Below are 18,112 nucleotides of genomic sequence, written 5' to 3'. Positions count from 1 at the left end.
AAGGCCTTTTATATTGCGCTTTTCAGGGTGCGAGCTGCGCCGCCTCCCACAGCGAGGCAACCGGGCGTCCGCGAGAAGGGGTGAAGCCGATGCCGTAAAAGTCCAACGAAAAGGCGGCGGCCAGTCCCTCGTCCCCGGTGGAGTCTCCCACGACGATGGAGGCGGAAAGCGCGATCTGCGGGTACATCTGCAGGGCCTGGTGGATCAGGCCGGGCGCCGGTTTGCAGCAGGCACAGCCCGCGCCGCGCGCGTGGGGGCAGTAGAAGATGTCCGGTACCGCAAGCCCCTGCAGGCGCAGCGCCTGCTCAAAACGCCGGGAAAATGCGCTGTACTGTTCGAAAGAAAGCAGCCCTTCGCCGATGAGATACTGATTGGTCACCACGATTATATGATAACCTTTGCGCCGCAACAGTTTCAGCGCATCGATCGCACCGGGCAGAAACTCAGGATAGGAGACGGAGGCCCAAAGAGCATCCGGATAATCCCGGATAATGGTTCCGTCACGATCCAGAAAGGCGGCCTTCATCGAGAACCTCCTGCTGCCAGGCCCGTGAGAAAACGCGCACGCGCCAGGTCTTTTCGGCGCACATAAACCCGGTACTGGTAGTAATGCGCCAAATCCTGTCCGCAGGCGCTGCGCTGCCCGCCGGGACCGGGCCCTTCCGGCATAAAGGCGGCGGCGTCGCGGCTGCGGCAGATCACCTGGTACTCGATCCCGTTTTGGGCCAGGATACCGGTGATGCGCGCCTGTTCGGGCATAGAGCGGGTAAAATATAGTTCGGCACGATTAAAAGCGTTCACTTTTGAGCGCTCCTTTTCCTATAACTGGGGCAAAATGGTCTGCCAGACGGCATCCAGCACGGGTTGGTTTTCATTATGCGCGTTGATGGCGATAACGGCGTCCTTTTCGGGCAACACGATGCTGTATTGGGCAAAGGCGCCGTCCGCCCGGTAGCCGCCTACGGTATTCATCCAAAACTGGTAGCCGTAGCCCACGTGGTTATCCGCGCCCCCACTAAAGGATGCCGTATCGATCTGGCGGGAGGTGGCTTGTGCGATCCAGTCCTCGGGAATCAGGCGCTGGCCCTCCCAAACGCCCTTTTGCAGCAGAAGCTGGCCAAAGCGCAGTACCTCATCCGTGCGCAGCCATAGTCCCCAGCCGCCGGCGGTTATCCCCAAGGGGCACTCGTCCCAGCGCGGGGCGCCCATGCCCATGGGCTCAAACAGGCGGGGGATGAGATAATCCCGGGTTTTCTGCCCGGTAACATTTTGGATGATGGCGGAGAGAATATAGGTGCAGCCGCTATCGTATACAAAGCGCTCGCCCGGTTCCAGATCCTGTGCGACGGAGAAATAATACCGCACCCAATCGCTGGTGGTAAGCGCCCTGCGCTGGGGTGAGAGCATCAGCGAGGTGCTGTGGCCGGGCGCCATGGTCAACAGGTGGCGTACCGTCAAAGCCTGCAGGCGGGGCGAAATCACCTCCGGCAGCTTCTCCCGCGGGAAAAAAGAGATGGCCGCGTCATCCAGGCGCAGCTTGCCCGCTTCCACCAATAAACCGATGGCCATGGCGGTAAAGCTCTTGCTCAGCGAGTGCAGCTCATAGGGCACGTCTGGCGCCCAGCGGTATTCTTCCAGCTTTTCTCCGTGCTGCATCACGGCGGCGCCGTGCAGGGTCAGCCCCTGCGCGGCTACCTGCGCGACAAATTCTTCCAACATATCGGTATTTCCCCCTTTGCAGATCGTTTTTTTACACCACTATTATAACACAAAGGCGGCGGGCCATTGGGCCCACCGCCTTAAAACACAAAAGAATCTCTGGCGTTATTCTACGTAACCGGTCTCCTTCATGATGGCGTAAGCGGTGCGCACGCTCTCCTCCGTGGACAGGTGGTAGAGCATATCCTGCTCGATCACCGCGTATTTAACCCCGGCATCCACGCCCGCGTGGAAGCAGGCTTCCAAGTCCACCAGCCCGGTGCCCGGGGTGGTGTAACGGGGGACGATGACCTTGCCGGTGGGCTTGTTCTCGCAATTTTCGCCGCGGGTATAGTCCTTAACGTGCAGGATGACCACCCGGTCGCCCAGCTGGCGGATCAGCTGGGCCGGATCCCAACCGGCATAGTGCACCCAGCCCAGGTCTACCTCAAATTTCACATGCTCAGCCTTGGCGGCGATCATCCAGAACAGCGGCACGCCATTGTAGGTGGTGCGGAATTCCTGATCGTGATTATGGAAGAAGAAATCGATCCCTTCTTTGCCCAGCTCCACGGCCAGCTTCTCCATATTTTCGATCTCCAGCATGGCCTCGTCGTATTCCGGCAGGTCGGGCCGGTCGGCAAAGCGCCAGAAGGTCGCGCCGCTGTGGTACATGCCGACCATATGCACATCGGCAATGCGGGCCTGGCGAACCAGCTCTTTAACATCCGGATAGGCGCCCTTATGCACCGTGGTACCCAGGGCCAGATACTTCAGCCCCATATCGTGCACCCGGTCGATCACCGCTTTGGGATCGGGCTGGGTAAACGCATAGCGCGCATTCTCGTAATAGGAGTACCCCAATTTGGCATACTTCTGGAGCTGCTCCAGATAGTCCACGTCCTTGGGCATGAAACCGGTAACGCCAGCTTTCATTTTTTCCATGATATTCCCTCCAGTTGTTTGGGTTGATTAGTTTGAAAGATATGTTAACAAACAAATTATAGCAGCTATTGGCGGTTCTGTAAAGGCGGTGGGAATGTGCCAGGTTTAGAAGGTTTTCTGCTCTTCATATAAAATAGACCGGCCAGCGCGAACAGCGCCTCGGCGCAGGGTACGGTCAACCACACCCCGGGCATGCCCCAAAGGACGGAGAGCAGCAGGGACAGGGCGGCGACCAGTATAAAGCTGCGCCCTAGGGAGAACCAAAAGGCCCGCGTTCCCCTGCCCGTAGAGGCCCAATAGGCCGCCAGGATCACGTTAAAGCCCATAAAGGGATAGGCGGTAAAATAAAGGCGCATCCCCTGCGTGGCCAGGTTGCCCAACGCGGCATCCTGCCCGGCGTTGAACAGGCCGGTAAGCTGGGCGGGGAAGACCTGTGCCAGCGCCGTAAACAGCGCGCCAAAGATCAGCGCGGTAACCATGGCGATGCGGCGCGCCTGCAAGATAGCGGCGCAGTCCCTCGCGCCGTAGGCGCGCGAGATCAGCGGCTGGATGCCCTGTGCCACGCCGGTAAGCATAGCGGTAGCGACTAAGGCCAGGTTGGCGACGATACCGTAGGCCGCCACGCCGAGATTGCCCGCCAGCCCCAGAAGGATGCTGTTAAAGAGCGCCATCACCAGTGCTACGGACGCCTCGTTGACCAGGGAGGGAAGCCCGGGGGAGAGCAGGTGCTTGATCTTTCGCGCCGTCAGATGCGGCCGGCAAAGGCGCAGGGGGCTTTTTTGGCCCAAGCAGACCGGCGCCAGGGTCAGGATCCCCAGGCAGGGTGCAAGCCCCGTAGCGGCAGCGGCGCCGGCCATCCCCCAACCCAGAGGAAAGAGAAACAGATAGTCCAGCAGGATATTGCTCAGGCTGCCCACTAACATCGCCGCCATGGCCAGGCGGGGGTGCCCGGCATTGCGCATAAAGCAGACCAGCACGTTGTTGAGCATAAAGGCGCAGGAAAAGGGGAAGAGCGCGCCCAGATAGGCTATCCCCAGCGGTGCGATACCCGCATCTGCCCCCAATAGCGGGAGGATGACGCCCGATAATGGGGCGACCAGCGTGGCCAGCCCGCCCACGATCAGGGCAAGGATCAGCGTATGGGTAAAGGCGGCCCGGGCATGATCGGGCTGCGCGCGCCCTTGGGCGATGGCAAAGCGCGTGGCGCCGCCCATCCCCAACATCAGGGCCAGACCGTTGAGCAGGCCATAGAGCGGCAGCACCAGGTTCAGCGCAGTAAGGCCTGGCGCCCCCAGTGCGGCGGAGATGAAATAGGTATCCGCCAGGATATAGCAGGATAACCCCAGCATCCCCATCACGTTCAGCGAGATATAGCGGGCCGCGGTGGACAAAAGTGTGTTGTGTTGTGTGTGCATCGTCGCCCTCCTTAAAAAACAGCGTAAACAAAAATAACCGGCCGCCCATGCCCGATGACCTAACGGCATGAACGAACCGGCGTTATCAGCCCTGGCCACCCGGCGGCGGTCCAAGGCTACGCTGTTATATAGTTGTGCCCCTCGCCCTTAAGGGGAGGACGGGTTTATTTTATCAATCGTCCCCAGACCTGTCAAGCCCCAGCTTCTTAGCTTTGGCGCAGAAGATCCCGTAAGCCAGCGCCACGGCGGCGATGGGCAGCGCAAAGCAGCACGCGGATACCACAACGCCCGTATACCAGGGAAAGCTGGTGGAAGGATCGTTCAGGGTGGAGCATACAAGGTAGAGGGCAAGGCCCGCCATGGCCAATAACAATAGCGCCAGTACCGCAAGGCAGATGCGCCTGCCCCTTAAAATGGTTTTAGGTTGCATACCGGTTTGCTCCTTTCCATAAAACTTTTAAATTAAGCTGATGCCAAAAGGATTTAAGCGGGCGCGAGCTGCGCCAAAGCGGATCAGGACTAAATCTAAGTATATCAGAATCGGGGGCCATTTGCATAATGCTTTCAAGCGCGGCGCGCATCTGATATAATAAGGGGGACTAAAGGGGAAAGACGGAGGTTCTTGTAATATGATTGTGATTGACGAACAAAAATGTGTGGGGTGTGGCCAGTGCGTGGCCGATTGTGTATTTCATAACCTGACCGTGGCGCAGGGCAAGGCCCGCGTGGTGCAGGGCTGCATGCAGTGCGGGCACTGCGTGGCCATCTGCCCGGAGCAGGCGGTCTCCATACCCGAGTATGAGATGGCGGATATAGAAAGCTATGACCCGGAGAGCTTCCATCTGGAGGCGGATAAGGTGCTGCACGCCATCAAATTCCGCCGCAGCGTGCGCCGCTTTCAGGATAAGCCCATCGAGCGGGAAAAGCTGGAGCGCCTGATCCAGGCCGGCCGCTATACCGAGACGGCGGTCAACCACCAGGCGGTGCGCTTTATCGTGGTGCAGGAGAAGCTGGAGCAGTTTAAGCCTCTGGCCTGGGAGGGCTGGCACAACCATGTTTGCGCCCTCAAGGCGGAGGACCCGGAGCGCGCTAAGGGCTTTGAAGGATATGAGGAAATTTACCGCAAAGACCCCACGCGGGACCGGCTGTTTTTTAACGCTCCCTGCGTGATCGCCGTAGCTTCGGATGCGCCGCTGGACGGAGGGCTGGCCAGCGCCAATATCGAGATGATGGCGGTAGCCCAAGGGCTGGGCGTATTGTTTGATGGATTCGTGCTGCGGGCGATCAACCACAATCCCGCGGCGCAGGAATGGCTGGGCCTGGGCGATAAGCAGTTGGCCGCCGTCATGCTGGTGGGCTACCCGGCGGTATCCTACAAGCGTACCGCGCCCCGGCGCGCGGCGGATGTGCTTTGGAAATAGCGAGCGGATGAGGGGGAAACCGGTTGAAAAAGACGGATAAAGGCTTTAGGGCTATTCCCGGCGTAGGGATAAAGACGCAGGAGGATCTGCAGGCGCTGGGGTATACCACGGTGGAATCCCTGCGCGGGCAGGATCCGGAGATGATTTATCTGCAGGATTGCGCGCGCAGGGGCTTTATGATCGACCGCTGCCAGCTCTATGTATACCGTGCGGCGGTTTATTACGCGGATACCGAGCGGCCCGAGCCGGAAAAGCTGAAGTGGTGGTACTGGAAGGATAAGCCCTACCCGCCGGTGGAGAGCGGGCAGCCGGTGCGGGTGCGCACGCTGGATAAGGGGCTGCCTTATAAGGAACTGATCATGCGGGCGGATGCGCCCTTGTGCGGGGCAGACCTGCCGCCCGAGGGGTTCCGCTTTAAGACCTACGCCCCTGGGGACGAAGTGCACTGGGCGCAGATCGAATCCTCCGTAGGGGAATTTGATACCGCCAAGGCAGCAGAAGCATATTTTATGGAGCACTATGCGCCGAGAAGCGAGAAACTGGCCCAGCGACTGTTTTTTGCCCTGGATGCGCAGGGCCGCTATGCGGGCACCTGCAACGCCTGGGACGATGGGGAAAACACCCGCGCGACGCTGCACTGGGTGGCCGTGCGGCCGGAGTACCAGGGCAAGGGGATCGCCCGGGCGCTGGTAGCGCGCGCGCTTTACGCCTTTGCCCAGGCGGGGGAAGCGCCGGTTTACCTGCATACGCAGACCTGGAGCCACGGGGCGATACGCCTTTACCGCAAGCTGGGCTTTGAGGTGGTACGCCAACCGGATTTTTCGCCCAAAGCCTGCCGGGATTTTGAGGCCGCCCTGGAAGTGCTGCAAACCGTGCTGCCCCCGGCGGAATACGCGGATCTGGCGGCACATGTGATCTAAACAAAAATATGAAATAAGTAACAGGGGGAGAAAAGGATGAAAGTATTGCTGATCAACGGCAGCCCGCGAAAGAACGGCTGCACCTTTACCGCGCTTAGCGAGGTTGCCGGGGAGATCGAAAAGGCCGGCATTGAGACGGAGATCTTTCACATCGGTGCCAAGGCCATCTGGGGCTGTACGGATTGCGGCGGCTGCGAGCAGACCGACCGATGCGTACACCGTGACGATGGGGTCAACGCCATACTGGACCGCCAGGGCGAGATCGACGGGTTGATCGTAGGGGCGCCGGTGCACTACGCCTCCGCCGCGGGCGCGATCACCGCGTTTATGGACCGGCTGTTTTACGCCGGTGGGGCGGGTTTTGCCCATAAGCCCGGGGCAGCGGTGGCTACCTGCCGGCGGGCGGGCTCTACCGCGACGCTGGATCAGCTCAACAAGTATTTTACCATTTCGCAGATGCCGCTGGTGTCCTCCCAGTACTGGAACATGGTGCACGGCAATACGCCAGACGAGGTGCGCCAGGATCTGGAAGGCATGCAGATCATGCGCACGCTGGGCCGCAATATGGCCTGGTTGCTGCGTTGTATCGAGGTCGGGAAGGCCGCGGGTATCCCCTACCCGGAGGGAGAACCCCGCGCGTGGACGAATTTTATCCGCTGAGAACAAAAAAACGGCGCGGACAGTTATATCTGTCCGCGCCGTTTTTTATATATCTTTAATTCATTAACAACATTCGAAACTGTCATTCCGAAGCGCGAGCGAGGAATCTCTTTGTAACCGCTGGGCTTAGCCCGCGCCACATCACCCTGCAGCAGCCGCTCTGGTACATCCAACGGCATATGCAGAGATTCTTCGCGCAGCTTTAGCTGCGCTCTGAATGACAGAGCGAGTATTAAAGTATTGGTTTTTGTTCAAGGTATTCTCTCCCTCCGGCGCACCCTTTGGGTGCGCCACCTCCCTCATCAGAGGGAGGCAAGTGGGGGTTGATCCGAATGGCAGAGCACAAGCGAAACGGTTGGAGAATTAATTGGTTCATTAGCATCGGAGGGCTTGTAAAACCTCCGTCCCCACCACGGAGTGGCCGTTTCAAGGGGTTAAGGGATTGTTAAGGGGGATAAGGGGGAAATCGGAATCCCCCTTCCTCCTTAACGAATAAAATTCGTTCTTTAACTTTTCTCCCTGTTTCGCATTAAGCCTTGGTTCTCTACTGAACAAAAACCAATACTTTCCCACGCAGGCTATCATTTCCAATTCTGCCATTCCGAGGCCGCAGGCGAGGAATCTCTTTACACCCTGCCGGCCGTATCTGCACCGCACAGTCGCAGGTCACACGCCGCTTTCCTGCTCATACACGAGATTCTACGTTCCGGGGGACTTCGTCCCACCTAACCGCTCTTTACTACATGCGTCCCTTGCGTCTTCTCCCGCCAGGCGCATAGCCCCTGTTCCAAGCTGCCCTCCCGCCCCAATGACAATGAATCGAACGGTAAAGTACCCCCTTAATAGCGTACCTCCACCGGCATGCGCGTCTTAGCCGATTCCATAATGGCCAGCAGCGCCAGGGTCGTATGGGCCGCATCCTGCAGAGAGACGTGGAACGGCTCGCCCGAGAGCATGCAATCTACAAAGCTGCGGATGCTCTCAAAGGCAAAGCCCTTAGGCTGGTCAAATACGGTATGCTGTACCAGGATATCCGGCACGCTGACCTTTTCATCCGTATATTGCTGGATGAGGTTATGGTGGCTGGCGTCTAGGCTAATCATGCCCTTGGTGCCCAAAACGTTAAACTTGATATCGTTGACGCAGGGGTTGGCGTTCGGGGTGATCCAGCCGTTTTCCATCTGTGCGATGCCGCCGCCGGCAAACTCGATGGTGGTGAGGTATTCGTCCACCGTATCCACGCCCATGCCTTTTAGCACGCCCTCCCGGCTGACCGAATATACCCGAGAGACCTCATCACCCATGATCCAGCGCAGCGTATCTAAGCTATGGCTGCCCAAAAACCAGAGGATGGAGGAGCGCGCCGCCCAGGGCAAAAGGTCGGTGGCGACCCATTTGGTATCGTTTAAGCGCATGTAGGCGCTGTACACCTCGCCCAGCTCGCCGCGGGCGATGGCTGCATGCGCCGCGTTAAAGGGCGGGCTGAAGCGGTTGTGGAAATCCACCATCACCCGCACATGGTGCTTTTGGAAGGCGTCCAGCATCCGAAAGACGTCCTCCCGGGTGGTGGCCAGCGGCTTTTCGATAAGCAGGTGCTTGCCCTGCCGGGCCGCGCTGATGGCTACATCCGCGTGGGCAAAGTCCGGCGTGACCACGGCGACCGCGTCGCAGCCCGATTGGCGGAACATTTCCTCGTAATCCCGGTAGACCCGGGGGATGCCCGCCCTTTGCGCCACGGCCTGCGCTTTGGCCTCGTCCCGGTCGCAGATGGCGACGACCTGACAAAAGGGGTGCGCCTTGTAGATCGCAGCGTGGTTCTCGCCCCAGGTGCCTGCGCCGACGATGGCGATCTTCAGTTGGGTGTTCATTTGTTTGGTCCTCCCTTCGGTTTTGGCTTTAGCCAAAATTTCTATCTTTTATCCACAACGTACCATAAACCCGCCTGCAATACAACGTATGCGCCCCAAAATGGCGCCGATGCGGGCCTTTAAACCTTTGCCGGAGAGATTATGGCGGATTGTGGCATATTGGGGCGATTTTGCCTTGCGGATTGTACTGCAGGCCACTATAATAAGAGCGTATGCCCCCCATCGATGGGGGACGCTGTGAAAAAAGTTCTTGACAAACCCCGCTCTAGCGTCGTATCATCTTACCTAAGAAAAAGCCGTTTTGGTTTTTGGAAAGGGAGAGCCTGATGCGCGTGAATACGGATCGCAAGATGATGCACACCGCGGGGACTATGGCTATGCGAATGCTAATGCCTTATTTCCGCCTGTCATCCTCCTTGTGTAAAGGTTCAACGCTGCGCCGGGGTTAAGCGATCTCCGTTTTAGCGTGTCTTGAAACAGCAGGGCAGATGATGGCCCTGCTGTTTTTATATTTACAGGCAGGAGGCGGGGGTAAGGCGTCTACAAATTCTTTAGAAAAGGGACGAGGGAGTATGAGTGATTTAAAACCGATCATCACCATCGAGCACCTGCAAAAGGTGTTTGAGGGCAAGAGCGGTACCGTCCGGGCGCTGGATGACATCAGCTTAGAGATCGGCGCGGGCGAGATCTTTGGGATCATCGGCCTGTCCGGCGCTGGCAAGTCCACCCTGGTGCGCTGCATCAACTTTTTGGAGGTGCCTACCGGCGGCAGGGTGATCTTTGACGGGATGGACTTGGGCACGCTGGACCCTAAGGCCCTGCGGCAGGCCCGCCGCTCCATGGGGATGATCTTTCAGCAGTTCAACCTGCTGATGCAGCGCACGGCGCTGGGCAACGTATGCTTTCCGCTGGAGATCGCGGGCGTAGATAAGGCCAAAGCGCGGCAGCGGGGCATGGAGCTGCTCAAGATCGTCGGGCTGGAAGAGCGGGCGGGCGCCTATCCTTCTCAGCTTTCCGGCGGGCAAAAGCAGCGCGTAGCCATTGCGCGGGCGCTGGCCACCAACCCGAAAGTGCTGCTGTGCGACGAGGCTACCAGCGCCCTGGATCCTACCACTACCCGGTCCATCCTGGCGCTGCTCAAAGAAATCAACCAGACCCTGGGCATCACCATCATCGTCATCACCCATGAGATGAAGGTGATCGAGGAAATATGCCAGCGGGTGGCGATCATCGACCAGAGCAATATCGCCGAGGTGGGCCACGTATCCGAGGTGTTCGCAAACCCCAAAAGCGGCATTGCCAAACAGCTGGTGTTCTCCCAGCCCTCGGCGCAGGTGCCCTTTAGCAAGCGGCAGGTCTACCGCATCGTGTTTGACGGGCGCTCATCCTTTGAGCCGGTCATCGCCAACCTGGTGCTGGAGTGCCGGGCCCCGGTCAACATTCTGTACGCCGACACCCGGGATATCGAGGGGCAGGCTGTGGGGCAGATGGTGATCCAGCTGCCTGAGGACGAGCTGGCGGCCCAGCGAGTCCTAGGGTATCTTAAGACGCACCAGATTCCGTACGAGGAGGTCGAAGCCCATGTTTGAACCGCAAGTGATGCAAATGATCGGCTGGGGCATCGTAGAAACGCTGTATATGACGCTGTTTTCTTCCCTTCTGGCCTACATTATCGGCCTTCCCCTGGGGCTTATCCTGGTGGTGACGGATAAGGGCGGCATTAAACCCAAGCCGGTAGTCAACAGCGTGCTGGGCGTGGTGGTCAACCTGTTGCGCTCGGTTCCCTTTATCATCCTGCTGATTGCGGTGATGCCGGTCACCCGCTTTATCCTGGGTACTACGCTGGGCCCCACGGCCACGGTGGTGCCGCTGGTCATTGCCTCGGCCCCGTATATCGCGCGTCTGGTGGAATCCTCCATTAAAGAGGTGGATGCGGGCGTGATCGAGGCGGCACAGTCCATGGGCGCCTCGCCCTTCCAGATCGTATGGAAGGTGATGCTGCCCGAGGCCAAGCCCTCGCTGCTGGTAGGCAGCGCCATCGCGGTCACCACCATCCTGGGCTATACGGCCATGAGCGGGTTCGTGGGCGGCGGCGGCCTGGGCGATATCGCCATCCGCTACGGCTATCACCGCTACGAGGTGGATATCATGCTGGTGACGGTGGCGATCATGGTCATCATCGTGCAGATATTCCAGGAGGTCGGCACGCGGCTCAGCCGCCGGCACGATAAGCGCCTGAACTGACGGAATAAACAAGATTGTATAAAATATTTTTGACATAACAAAAGGAGAGAGGACCCATGAAAAAGAAAGTACTTGCTGCGCTTTTAGCGCTGCCCCTGATCTTCGCCTTTGCCGGCTGCGCCGCGCCGGAGGCCGCCGCACCCTCTGGTGGGGATGCAGCCACCTCTACCAGCAGTACCGGCGGCGCCGAGCAGCAGGGAGATACCACGCAGCTGCAGGTCATCAATGTGGGCGCCAGCCCGGCCCCCCATGCCGAGATCTTAGAGGTTGCCAAAGAGGTGCTGAAAGAGGAAGGGTACGACCTGAAGATCACCGAGTTTGTGGACTATGTGCAGCCCAACCTGGCGCTGGATAGCGGAGAATTGGACGCCAACTACTTCCAGCACAAGCCCTATCTGGATAACTTTAATGAGGAGCGCGGTACCAAGCTGGTCTCCGCCGCTGCCATCCATTACGAGCCTTACGGCATTTATGCGGGCAAGACCAAATCCCTGGATGAGCTGAAAGACGGCGCGCAGGTAGCCGTGCCGGCGGACGCCAGCAACGAGGCGCGCGCGCTGTTGCTGCTGGAGGCCCAGGGCCTGATCAAGCTCAAGGACAGCACCAACATCAACGCCACCAAAAACGACATTGTGGAGAACCCCAAGAACCTGAACATCATCGAGATCGAGGCCGCCCAGCTGCCCCGCTCCCTGCAGGATGTGGATATCGCGGTCATCAACGGCAACTACGCCATTGAGGCGGGCTTAAGCGTCAATAAGGACGCCCTGGCGAAGGAGGACGCCGAGAGCGTGGCGGCCACCACTTATGGCAACATCGTAGCCGTGAAAGAGGGCAAGGAGAACGATCCGGCCATCCAGGCGCTGGTCAAGGCCTTACAGAGCGATAAGGTCAAGACCTATATCGAGGAGACCTATGACGGCGGCGTGCTGCCCCTGTTCTAAAACCATAACGGTAAAAAGCCCATCCCGAACAACGGGATGGGCTTTCGTTTTACATTGCAGGGGGGCATCAGTCTTCGCCGTCTAAAATACCCTTAGCCTTTAGAAAGAGGCGATCCCGCTCCTTTACGGCGGCCTGGGCCTTACCATCGGGATAATTGTAAAAGCCACGGCCGGTTTTGACCCCGTACGCCCCGGACTGATAGAGGTCCGCCAGCAGCGGGGTAGGCTGGCTCGCATTGCTCAGATCCCCAAAGAGGTACTGGGCGATGTGGTAAAAGGTATCCAGCCCGCCCAGGTCGCACACCTCAAAGGGCCCCAGGCAGGCGTAGCGCAGCCCAAGGCCGTACTTCATGCATCGGTCCACATCCTCGATACTGCCGATGCCGCTCTCGGCGATATGTAGCGCCTCCCGGAGAATGGCCAGCTGGAGGCGGTTGGCGATAAAGCCGGGCGCGTCCTTTTGCACGCGGATCGGCTTTTTACCGATGCTTTCCGCCAGGGCATAAATGAATTCCGCAGTTTCCGGCGCGGTCTCCTGGCCGCTGATCACCTCTACCAGGGGGATCAAATGCGCCGGGTTGAACCAGTGCATCCCCGCAAAGCGCCCGGGGTTTTGCACGGCGGTGGCGATAGCGGTGATGGAAAGGCCGCTGGTATTGGTGGCAAGCACGCAGTCCGGCGGCGTGAGGGCGGAGACCTCCCGCCAGAACGCCTGCTTGACGTCCATATCTTCGACGATGGATTCCACCACCAACTGGCAGCGGCCAAAGCATGCTTTATCTGTAGTGCAGGCGATGCGGCCCTGCAGCGCCTCGGCCTGGGCGGGGGTGGAGGCCCCGCTCTCTACGGCCTGGCTCTGGTTTAGGGCAATGAGCCGGCGGCCCTTTTCCAGAGCCTGCTGGGAGATGTCGTACAGCGTGACAGGATAACCAGCCCCGGCGAATTGCTGGGCCATGGAGGCCCCCATCAGTCCCGCACCGGCGATGACAAGGGTACGCAGTTTTTGCAGCTCCATCGTTACACCTCCATCTCCAAAAGCGCGCTGCCCAGGGTCTTGCCGTGCATATCCACGGCCAACGAGCGGGTGACCCCGCCGCCCAGCGCGTCCTCCATCACAAAGTTGAAGGCGTGCAAATTCGGCAGCGCGTAGCGGGTGACCCTGCCGTGGACGATCTGGGAAAAGTAAGCCGCCACCCGTTCCGGCGTCACCTTTTCCTCCAGCAGGGGGTAATCCTCCGGACGGTAGGCGATCAGGCTGATCACCGAGATATTGCCCTTGTCGCCGGTGCGGGAATGGGCCAGTTCTCTAAGCTTCATCTTCATCAAACCTCCCAATAATGTACAAAATGCGGCGCATCCTCCCTCGGTACCAGGATGGAAGCCACCGAGACGATCTTGCGCAGGCTCTTGACCGCGCCGCCGCCGCCGGCAGGGCCGTTGGTGTAAAGGGTCTCCACCTCGTTGCCCACCAGGGCGGCATCCTGTTGGCTGCGGCAGCGTGCGGCAACGCGCAGGCGCACCTCGCAGGGCATACCGGCCATCAGGGGCGTAGCGACCTGCTCGCGATAGAGGGAATCCACCCCCATCAGGTCGATGCGCAATTCGTCGTACCGGCATCCGATGGCGCTCAGGCGTTTTTTGACCACTTCTCCAGCCAACCGGGCGCGCGCCAGCGCGGTAGAGCCGCCGTAGCTGATCTGCCCCTCGCCGATAAAGCAGTCCTGATAGCCCACGCTGACCTTGTATTTGCCATTAGGAGCCTGTCCGGTAGCGCCGGAGACGGCCACGCGGTCCTTGCCCTGCTGGGCTACGCTGACATATTGGAAATCCGCCGTGCAATCGGGCGTAAAATACTGGGCGGGGTCCTGTAATTCGTAGATGATCTGTTCTTTGACCGTCTGTTCGCTGACCAGGCCGCCGGATTGCGGCAGCTTGGTGATGATCAGATGCCCCTCTTCATCCACCTGGGCGATGGGGAAGCCCAGGTTCCATAGCTCCGGCACATCCTTTACGCCGGGGTCGCAAAAATAGCCGCCGGTGACCTGCCCGGCACATTCCAGCAGGTGCCCGGCGATGGTGCCTTTGCCCAGCCGGTCATAATCCTGCATCGACCAGCCAAATTCATATACCAAGGGGCCCAATACCAGCGCGGGGTCTGCCACACGGCCGGTGATGACGATGTCCGCGCCACCCTGCAGCGCCTCGACGATGCCGGCGCAGCCCAGGTAGGCGTTGGCGGAAACGATATCCTCTTGCAGCTGGCGCAGCGGCCGCCCGGTCTCTATCACCGGCTCGTCCAGATAGCGCTCCAGCTGGGGCAGCAGATCGTCCCCGGTAACGGCGGCGATCTTCAGGTGCGCAAGGCCTTGCGCGCGGGCCATTTCCACCGCTTTTTCCGCAGCGGCCAGGGGGTTGGCCGCGCCCATATTGGTGATCACCTTGGTGCGCCGGTGCTGCAATGCCGCTAAAATGCGCGCCATGCGCGCTTCAAACAGGGGATTATAACCTTTCTCGGGGGCGGAGAGCTTTTCCAGCTGTGCCAGGGCGATGGTGCGCTCGGCCAGGCATTCAAAAATGATGTAGTCAAGCGCCCCGTGGTTCATCAGGTCGATGGCCGGCTCAATACGGTCTCCGCCGTAACCGGCGCCCGAGCCGATGCGGATCGTCTTCATACTTCCTTCCACCTTTCAGTATAACGTTTTACCTAACATAAGTATAACGTTGTACTTACGGTCTGTCAAGGGGGTAAAGCCGATTCGGATGGGACGCTTGACAAAACCCCCGGGCGGCGTGTATCGTGGGCTTAGCAGTTGAGGGAGGGCATGACTTTTGGCGACGATGAAGGACGTGGCGGCCCGCGCGAAGGTATCCGTCAGCACGGTGTCGATCATTTTAAATGGCAAAAGCCAGCAGCGCAAGATCCCGCAGGCGACCCAGCAAAGGGTGTGGGAGGCGGTACGCGCGCTGGGCTACCAGCCCAACGTATCCGCGCGCAAGCTGCGCGGCGGCGGGGAGGATGCGCCCGGCGTGACGATCGCACTGTATTGGGCCAGCGATTTTCGCGCCCCGATGATGGCGCGTTTTTTGGAAGGGGTGCGCCAGCAGCTCGCCGCCTGCGGCAGAACGATGGAATGGGTGATCTATCCCTATGAGAATGGCCGCCTGAGCCAGGATCAGGCGCTAAAGAGTTTCCGCCGTTTCCATGCGGCGGTGGTCGCCAACGCAGCGCAGGAGGACCTGCGCTATCTTGAAGAAAACCCGCCGCCCGGGCCGGTGATCCTGTATAACCGTAAAAGCGCGCGGTTTCCCTCGGCCTATGTAGAGGATGAGCAGATCGGTCAACTCGCCGCCGCGCATCTGGCGGCGTGCGGCTACCGTACGGCCGGGGTCTTGGGCGCGCCCGCCGCCTTCCAGGGCATGGCGCTGCGGGAGGATGCGTTTATTGCCGCCTGCCGCCAGGCGGGGATCGCGGTGGAGCAGCGGTGGCTGGTCCGCGCAGGGCACGCCATTGCCGATGGCGTTAAGGCCGCCCAGGCCTTTACAGGGCAGGAGGGGCCGCAGGCCGTCTTCTGCGCTTCTGACGCGCTGGCGCTGGGGGCGCTGCACGCCTTTCGTCAGGCAGGGGTAGCCGTGCCGCGGCAGCGGGCGCTTATCGCCGTGGGCAATGGGGAAGAGGGCTATGCGGCGACCAGCGCGCCGCCGCTGACGGTGGTGCAGGTGCCTATCGAGGAGATGGCGCGGGCCTGTGTAGTCCTTTGCTGCCGGCTGCTGGACCGGGAGGAGGATGTGGGCGGCGTTGCGCTGGAGGCGCGGTTGATCCCCCGCCAGAGCACGGCGCAGGTACCGGCAACCGCGCGCTGATGAAGCTGGAATATTTATAATAAAATTCGAAGTGTGAAATCAGGAGGAATGGGGATGCGTAAGTTTTTAGCCATCGGATGGTGCGCGCTGCTGGCAGCGCTGCTGTTTTGTGTGGGCTGTGGTACTTTGCCGCCCATGCCGGCGGGTTTTGAAGAGGCTGCGGTGCAATCGGCCTGCAAGGAGGTCATCACCCAGATCAATACAGGAGACTATCAGGGTGTGATCGACCGCTGGCGGGATGCCGAGGCACAGGGGCTGACGGCCGAATCCCTGCAGGAGGCGGTAGGCCCGCGCCTGGCGGAATTGGGGGCTTTTACCCAGTTTGGGCAGGGATTGACGGCCGGCGACCGGGTGGAGCAGACCGGCGAAGAATTCGCTTATTGTGTGATGATCGCTGAATACGCAGGCGGCAAGGCCCGCTTTACGGTCAGCTTTGATCGGGATATGCAGCTGATCGGCCTGTACATGGCCTGATGCGGCCTAAACGAACATCTCCAGAATGCCTAAGGCGGCCATGCCCAAGCCGGAAAGACGGTTCAGACGGTCCTCCCGCAGGCGAAGGCCGGTATGTAACCCCAGGTAATTGCCCGCGCCCACGGAGAGGAAGCTAAAGATGGCAACGCACAGGCCGGTGGGCAGCGCGGCGATGCCGGTAAGCCCGGCGCCCAGCGCCACCGGCAGGCAATTGACGGCCAGCGCCGCGCCCAGCATGAGGGCTTGGCCCGGGGCAATGCGCTGGGAGGGAGGCGTGCAAGTGCAGCTTTCGGGTTCCTCCTGCTTTTGGGGCCCGGGCCGCATGGACCATAGCCCCAGCAGGATCAAAAGGGCGCCGCCCAGGTAGTTGGGCCAGCGCCCCAGCTGTGCCAGCAGGAAGGAGAGATGCCCGAATACCCAGGTGACCAGCCCGGAGAGCAGGGCGATAATGGCGTTGGCGCCTATTGGGATATGCCGGCGCTTGAGCCCGAAGGCCGCGCCCAGCACCAGATTATCCAGATTCGTCACGATCCCAACCAGTAAGATGGAGAAGATATGCACTTTTTGGCCCCCTTTCGTCCTCATTAGGGTATGAAAGGAGGCATTTAATTGTTACCCGCGCAAAGGGTACCGACGGCGCGCCGCATCGCGCAGGCAAAGCAATGGGGTTACGGTGAGTAATAGAAAAAACCTCCGCCAAAAGGGCGGAGGTTTTGCTTCATAGCCTATTTTTTGACTACCGGCAGCCAGACCTCGCAGCGGTAATCCGGCGCGGACATATCGCCATCTGTATAGCATTCGATATCCGGCGCATCGGCATATGTATAGCCGGAGGTGGGCAGCCATTCGGAAGCGATGCGCTTTTGCAGGCGCTGTATCGCCCCGGGCATAGGGCCCACACAGGGGAAAATCGCCCAGGTGCAGGCGGGTATTTCGTATTGGGCCATACCCTCGGGCGCCTCCTTAGTGGTAGCGGTGGCGATATAATAGTCAAAGTCGCTGCCATCCATACAGGTGCATACGCCAAGGATGCCCTCGGGCGAGCGATCCATCAACTCGCACAGCTTGGGGATAACCCCGCCCGCCTCGCTCCAGAAAGCCGGGATGCCTGTATCGGCCTCCTGCGCAACGGCCAGGTTATAATGCCGCTTTACGCCCACGATCCTGAACGCTTCTTTTTCCACGATCCTGTACTCCATTTGAACCTCTCCTTTAATCGTCACGTGAAAGGCGATGCGCGGATAGGCGGAAAGCCGCACGCCCTTTTCCCGCGCCCGGGAGGGTGAAACGCCGTGTACGGCCTTAAACGCCCGTGAAAAGGCGGTGGGCGAATCGTACCCGTAACGCAGCGCGATGTCGATCACCTTTTCGCCCCGCTCCTGCTGCAGGGCAAAGGCGGCCAGCGTCATGCGCCTGCGACGGATATATTCGCCTAAAGGAATGTCCGCGATGTAGGAGAACATTCTTTGATAGTGGAAAACGGAGCAGCAGGCAATCTGCGCCGCCTGCTGGTAATCCACCCTGCCTTCCAAATGACGCTCGATATAATCGATCGATGCGTTGAGCCGCTTTATCCACTCCATCTGCCATCACCTCCCGTCACTTTAGTGCGGCATGGCCGCCTGATTTAAGGATAACGCTGCCGGGACCGGGAAGCCTTGC

At 59.8% G+C, this 18,112-nt stretch carries 20 protein-coding genes and 1 pseudogene; 9 read left to right on the top strand and 12 right to left on the bottom strand.

All coding sequences use genetic code 11. The features are described from left to right. Nucleotides 1-22: 22 nt before the first annotated feature. The 6 genes from H8699_RS01485 to H8699_RS01460 all read right to left on the bottom strand — a co-directional run bounded on the left by H8699_RS01485 (nucleotide 23) and on the right by H8699_RS01460 (nucleotide 4,488). Nucleotides 23-526: a D-glycero-alpha-D-manno-heptose-1,7-bisphosphate 7-phosphatase gene (locus H8699_RS01485; protein ID WP_249284159.1), complete on the bottom strand. Its 504-nt coding sequence runs from the start codon at nucleotides 524-526 to the stop codon at nucleotides 23-25. Next, nucleotides 523-801 (bottom strand): DUF2007 domain-containing protein, encoded by a 279-nt coding sequence (locus H8699_RS01480; RefSeq protein ID WP_249284158.1) that lies wholly within the window; start codon nucleotides 799-801, stop codon nucleotides 523-525. The genes H8699_RS01485 and H8699_RS01480 overlap by 4 nt, the downstream gene beginning before the upstream one ends. Before the next feature lie 18 nt (nucleotides 802-819). After that, the gene (locus H8699_RS01475; protein WP_249284157.1) at nucleotides 820-1,719 is read right to left on the bottom strand and encodes a serine hydrolase domain-containing protein; all 900 of its coding nucleotides are present in this window, start codon (nucleotides 1,717-1,719) and stop codon (nucleotides 820-822) included. Nucleotides 1,720-1,824: 105 nt separating this feature from the next. After that, nucleotides 1,825-2,643 carry a sugar phosphate isomerase/epimerase family protein gene (locus H8699_RS01470; RefSeq protein ID WP_147518302.1) on the bottom strand — a complete coding sequence of 273 codons (819 nt, stop codon included), beginning with the start codon at nucleotides 2,641-2,643 and terminating at the stop codon, nucleotides 1,825-1,827. Between the two features lie 65 nt (nucleotides 2,644-2,708). Further along, nucleotides 2,709-4,058 carry an MATE family efflux transporter gene (locus H8699_RS01465; protein WP_249284156.1) on the bottom strand — a complete coding sequence of 450 codons (1,350 nt, stop codon included), beginning with the start codon at nucleotides 4,056-4,058 and terminating at the stop codon, nucleotides 2,709-2,711. A 172-nt stretch (nucleotides 4,059-4,230) separates the two neighbouring features. After that, nucleotides 4,231-4,488 carry a hypothetical protein gene (locus H8699_RS01460; RefSeq protein WP_249284155.1) on the bottom strand — a complete coding sequence of 86 codons (258 nt, stop codon included), beginning with the start codon at nucleotides 4,486-4,488 and terminating at the stop codon, nucleotides 4,231-4,233. Between the two features lie 199 nt (nucleotides 4,489-4,687). On the opposite strand from H8699_RS01460, the gene H8699_RS01455 reads away from it, so the two are divergent. The 4 genes and pseudogenes from H8699_RS01455 to H8699_RS01440 all read left to right on the top strand — a co-directional run bounded on the left by H8699_RS01455 (nucleotide 4,688) and on the right by H8699_RS01440 (nucleotide 7,059). Further along, complete coding sequence (locus tag H8699_RS01455) at nucleotides 4,688-5,479, top strand: nitroreductase family protein (RefSeq protein WP_249284154.1); 792 nt, start codon at nucleotides 4,688-4,690, stop codon at nucleotides 5,477-5,479. 23 nt (nucleotides 5,480-5,502) lie between these two features. Continuing rightward, nucleotides 5,503-5,757: pseudogene (locus H8699_RS12570) on the top strand (helix-hairpin-helix domain-containing protein); the annotation flags it as partial. Nucleotides 5,758-5,838: 81 nt separating this feature from the next. Further along, on the top strand, nucleotides 5,839-6,399 hold the full coding sequence (locus tag H8699_RS12565; protein ID WP_283244129.1) for a GNAT family N-acetyltransferase: 561 nt from the start codon (nucleotides 5,839-5,841) through the stop codon (nucleotides 6,397-6,399). Between the two features lie 36 nt (nucleotides 6,400-6,435). Then, complete coding sequence (locus H8699_RS01440) at nucleotides 6,436-7,059, top strand: flavodoxin family protein (protein WP_249284153.1); 624 nt, start codon at nucleotides 6,436-6,438, stop codon at nucleotides 7,057-7,059. 839 nt (nucleotides 7,060-7,898) lie between these two features. On the opposite strand, the gene H8699_RS01435 is transcribed toward H8699_RS01440, so the two are convergent. After that, nucleotides 7,899-8,927 carry a Gfo/Idh/MocA family protein gene (locus H8699_RS01435; protein ID WP_249284152.1) on the bottom strand — a complete coding sequence of 343 codons (1,029 nt, stop codon included), beginning with the start codon at nucleotides 8,925-8,927 and terminating at the stop codon, nucleotides 7,899-7,901. Nucleotides 8,928-9,499: 572 nt separating this feature from the next. Between H8699_RS01435 and H8699_RS01430 the strand changes: the two genes are divergently transcribed. From H8699_RS01430 to H8699_RS01420, 3 genes are read left to right on the top strand one after another with little or no spacing between them, the layout of a single operon-like run. After that, nucleotides 9,500-10,516, top strand: coding sequence for a methionine ABC transporter ATP-binding protein (locus H8699_RS01430; RefSeq protein WP_138295372.1), 1,017 nt, complete (start codon nucleotides 9,500-9,502; stop codon nucleotides 10,514-10,516). Continuing rightward, nucleotides 10,509-11,171 (top strand): methionine ABC transporter permease, encoded by a 663-nt coding sequence (locus tag H8699_RS01425; protein WP_147518295.1) that lies wholly within the window; start codon nucleotides 10,509-10,511, stop codon nucleotides 11,169-11,171. Before H8699_RS01430 ends, H8699_RS01425 begins: the two co-directional genes overlap by 8 nt. Before the next feature lie 56 nt (nucleotides 11,172-11,227). Then, a complete protein-coding gene (locus H8699_RS01420) occupies nucleotides 11,228-12,115 on the top strand; it encodes a MetQ/NlpA family ABC transporter substrate-binding protein (RefSeq protein WP_249284151.1) in 888 nt (295 codons plus the stop codon). Nucleotides 12,116-12,182: 67 nt separating this feature from the next. Here the strand turns inward: H8699_RS01420 and H8699_RS01415 are convergent, their stop codons facing one another. The 3 genes from H8699_RS01415 to H8699_RS01405 are packed head-to-tail and all read right to left on the bottom strand — an operon-like array spanning nucleotide 12,183 to nucleotide 14,787. Next, nucleotides 12,183-13,130, bottom strand: a complete 948-nt coding sequence (locus H8699_RS01415; protein WP_249284150.1) for a 3-hydroxyacyl-CoA dehydrogenase family protein — start codon at nucleotides 13,128-13,130, stop codon at nucleotides 12,183-12,185. A gap of 2 nt (nucleotides 13,131-13,132) precedes the next feature. Beyond that, a complete protein-coding gene (locus H8699_RS01410; RefSeq protein WP_249284149.1) occupies nucleotides 13,133-13,432 on the bottom strand; it encodes an AtuA-related protein in 300 nt (99 codons plus the stop codon). 5 nt (nucleotides 13,433-13,437) lie between these two features. Beyond that, nucleotides 13,438-14,787 (bottom strand): acyclic terpene utilization AtuA family protein, encoded by a 1,350-nt coding sequence (locus H8699_RS01405; RefSeq protein ID WP_249284148.1) that lies wholly within the window; start codon nucleotides 14,785-14,787, stop codon nucleotides 13,438-13,440. Nucleotides 14,788-14,953: 166 nt separating this feature from the next. On the opposite strand from H8699_RS01405, the gene H8699_RS01400 reads away from it, so the two are divergent. Next, the gene (locus H8699_RS01400; protein WP_249284714.1) at nucleotides 14,954-15,976 is read left to right on the top strand and encodes a LacI family DNA-binding transcriptional regulator; all 1,023 of its coding nucleotides are present in this window, start codon (nucleotides 14,954-14,956) and stop codon (nucleotides 15,974-15,976) included. A 54-nt stretch (nucleotides 15,977-16,030) separates the two neighbouring features. After that, nucleotides 16,031-16,450 (top strand): DUF3887 domain-containing protein, encoded by a 420-nt coding sequence (locus H8699_RS01395; RefSeq protein WP_249284147.1) that lies wholly within the window; start codon nucleotides 16,031-16,033, stop codon nucleotides 16,448-16,450. 6 nt (nucleotides 16,451-16,456) lie between these two features. Here H8699_RS01395 and H8699_RS01390 read toward each other — a convergent pair whose 3' ends face one another. Continuing rightward, complete coding sequence (locus H8699_RS01390) at nucleotides 16,457-17,011, bottom strand: manganese efflux pump MntP (protein WP_249284146.1); 555 nt, start codon at nucleotides 17,009-17,011, stop codon at nucleotides 16,457-16,459. Nucleotides 17,012-17,175: 164 nt separating this feature from the next. Then, nucleotides 17,176-18,033 (bottom strand): AraC family transcriptional regulator, encoded by an 858-nt coding sequence (locus H8699_RS01385; protein ID WP_249284145.1) that lies wholly within the window; start codon nucleotides 18,031-18,033, stop codon nucleotides 17,176-17,178. Between the last annotated feature and the right edge of the window lie 79 nt (nucleotides 18,034-18,112).

Source organism: Luoshenia tenuis (assembly GCF_014384745.1).
Classification (GTDB): domain Bacteria; phylum Bacillota; class Clostridia; order Christensenellales.
The sequence above is the reverse complement of the archived record's forward strand: the minus strand, read 5'-3'. Positions and strand labels throughout refer to the sequence as shown.

Coding starts and splice junctions, on each gene's coding strand:
- H8699_RS01465 (WP_249284156.1), bottom strand. CDS start 4,058: ATGCACACACAACACAACACACTTTTGTCCACCGCGGCCCGCTATATC.
- H8699_RS01440 (WP_249284153.1), top strand. CDS start 6,436: ATGAAAGTATTGCTGATCAACGGCAGCCCGCGAAAGAACGGCTGCACC.
- H8699_RS01420 (WP_249284151.1), top strand. CDS start 11,228: ATGAAAAAGAAAGTACTTGCTGCGCTTTTAGCGCTGCCCCTGATCTTC.
- H8699_RS01430 (WP_138295372.1), top strand. CDS start 9,500: ATGAGTGATTTAAAACCGATCATCACCATCGAGCACCTGCAAAAGGTG.
- H8699_RS01425 (WP_147518295.1), top strand. CDS start 10,509: ATGTTTGAACCGCAAGTGATGCAAATGATCGGCTGGGGCATCGTAGAA.
- H8699_RS01410 (WP_249284149.1), bottom strand. CDS start 13,432: ATGAAGCTTAGAGAACTGGCCCATTCCCGCACCGGCGACAAGGGCAAT.
- H8699_RS01405 (WP_249284148.1), bottom strand. CDS start 14,787: ATGAAGACGATCCGCATCGGCTCGGGCGCCGGTTACGGCGGAGACCGT.
- H8699_RS01400 (WP_249284714.1), top strand. CDS start 14,954: ATGAAGGACGTGGCGGCCCGCGCGAAGGTATCCGTCAGCACGGTGTCG.
- H8699_RS01395 (WP_249284147.1), top strand. CDS start 16,031: ATGCGTAAGTTTTTAGCCATCGGATGGTGCGCGCTGCTGGCAGCGCTG.
- H8699_RS01475 (WP_249284157.1), bottom strand. CDS start 1,719: ATGTTGGAAGAATTTGTCGCGCAGGTAGCCGCGCAGGGGCTGACCCTG.
- H8699_RS01455 (WP_249284154.1), top strand. CDS start 4,688: ATGATTGTGATTGACGAACAAAAATGTGTGGGGTGTGGCCAGTGCGTG.
- H8699_RS01460 (WP_249284155.1), bottom strand. CDS start 4,488: ATGCAACCTAAAACCATTTTAAGGGGCAGGCGCATCTGCCTTGCGGTA.
- H8699_RS01385 (WP_249284145.1), bottom strand. CDS start 18,033: ATGGAGTGGATAAAGCGGCTCAACGCATCGATCGATTATATCGAGCGT.
- H8699_RS01415 (WP_249284150.1), bottom strand. CDS start 13,130: ATGGAGCTGCAAAAACTGCGTACCCTTGTCATCGCCGGTGCGGGACTG.
- H8699_RS01470 (WP_147518302.1), bottom strand. CDS start 2,643: ATGGAAAAAATGAAAGCTGGCGTTACCGGTTTCATGCCCAAGGACGTG.
- H8699_RS01485 (WP_249284159.1), bottom strand. CDS start 526: ATGAAGGCCGCCTTTCTGGATCGTGACGGAACCATTATCCGGGATTAT.
- H8699_RS12565 (WP_283244129.1), top strand. CDS start 5,839: ATGCGGGCGGATGCGCCCTTGTGCGGGGCAGACCTGCCGCCCGAGGGG.
- H8699_RS01435 (WP_249284152.1), bottom strand. CDS start 8,927: ATGAACACCCAACTGAAGATCGCCATCGTCGGCGCAGGCACCTGGGGC.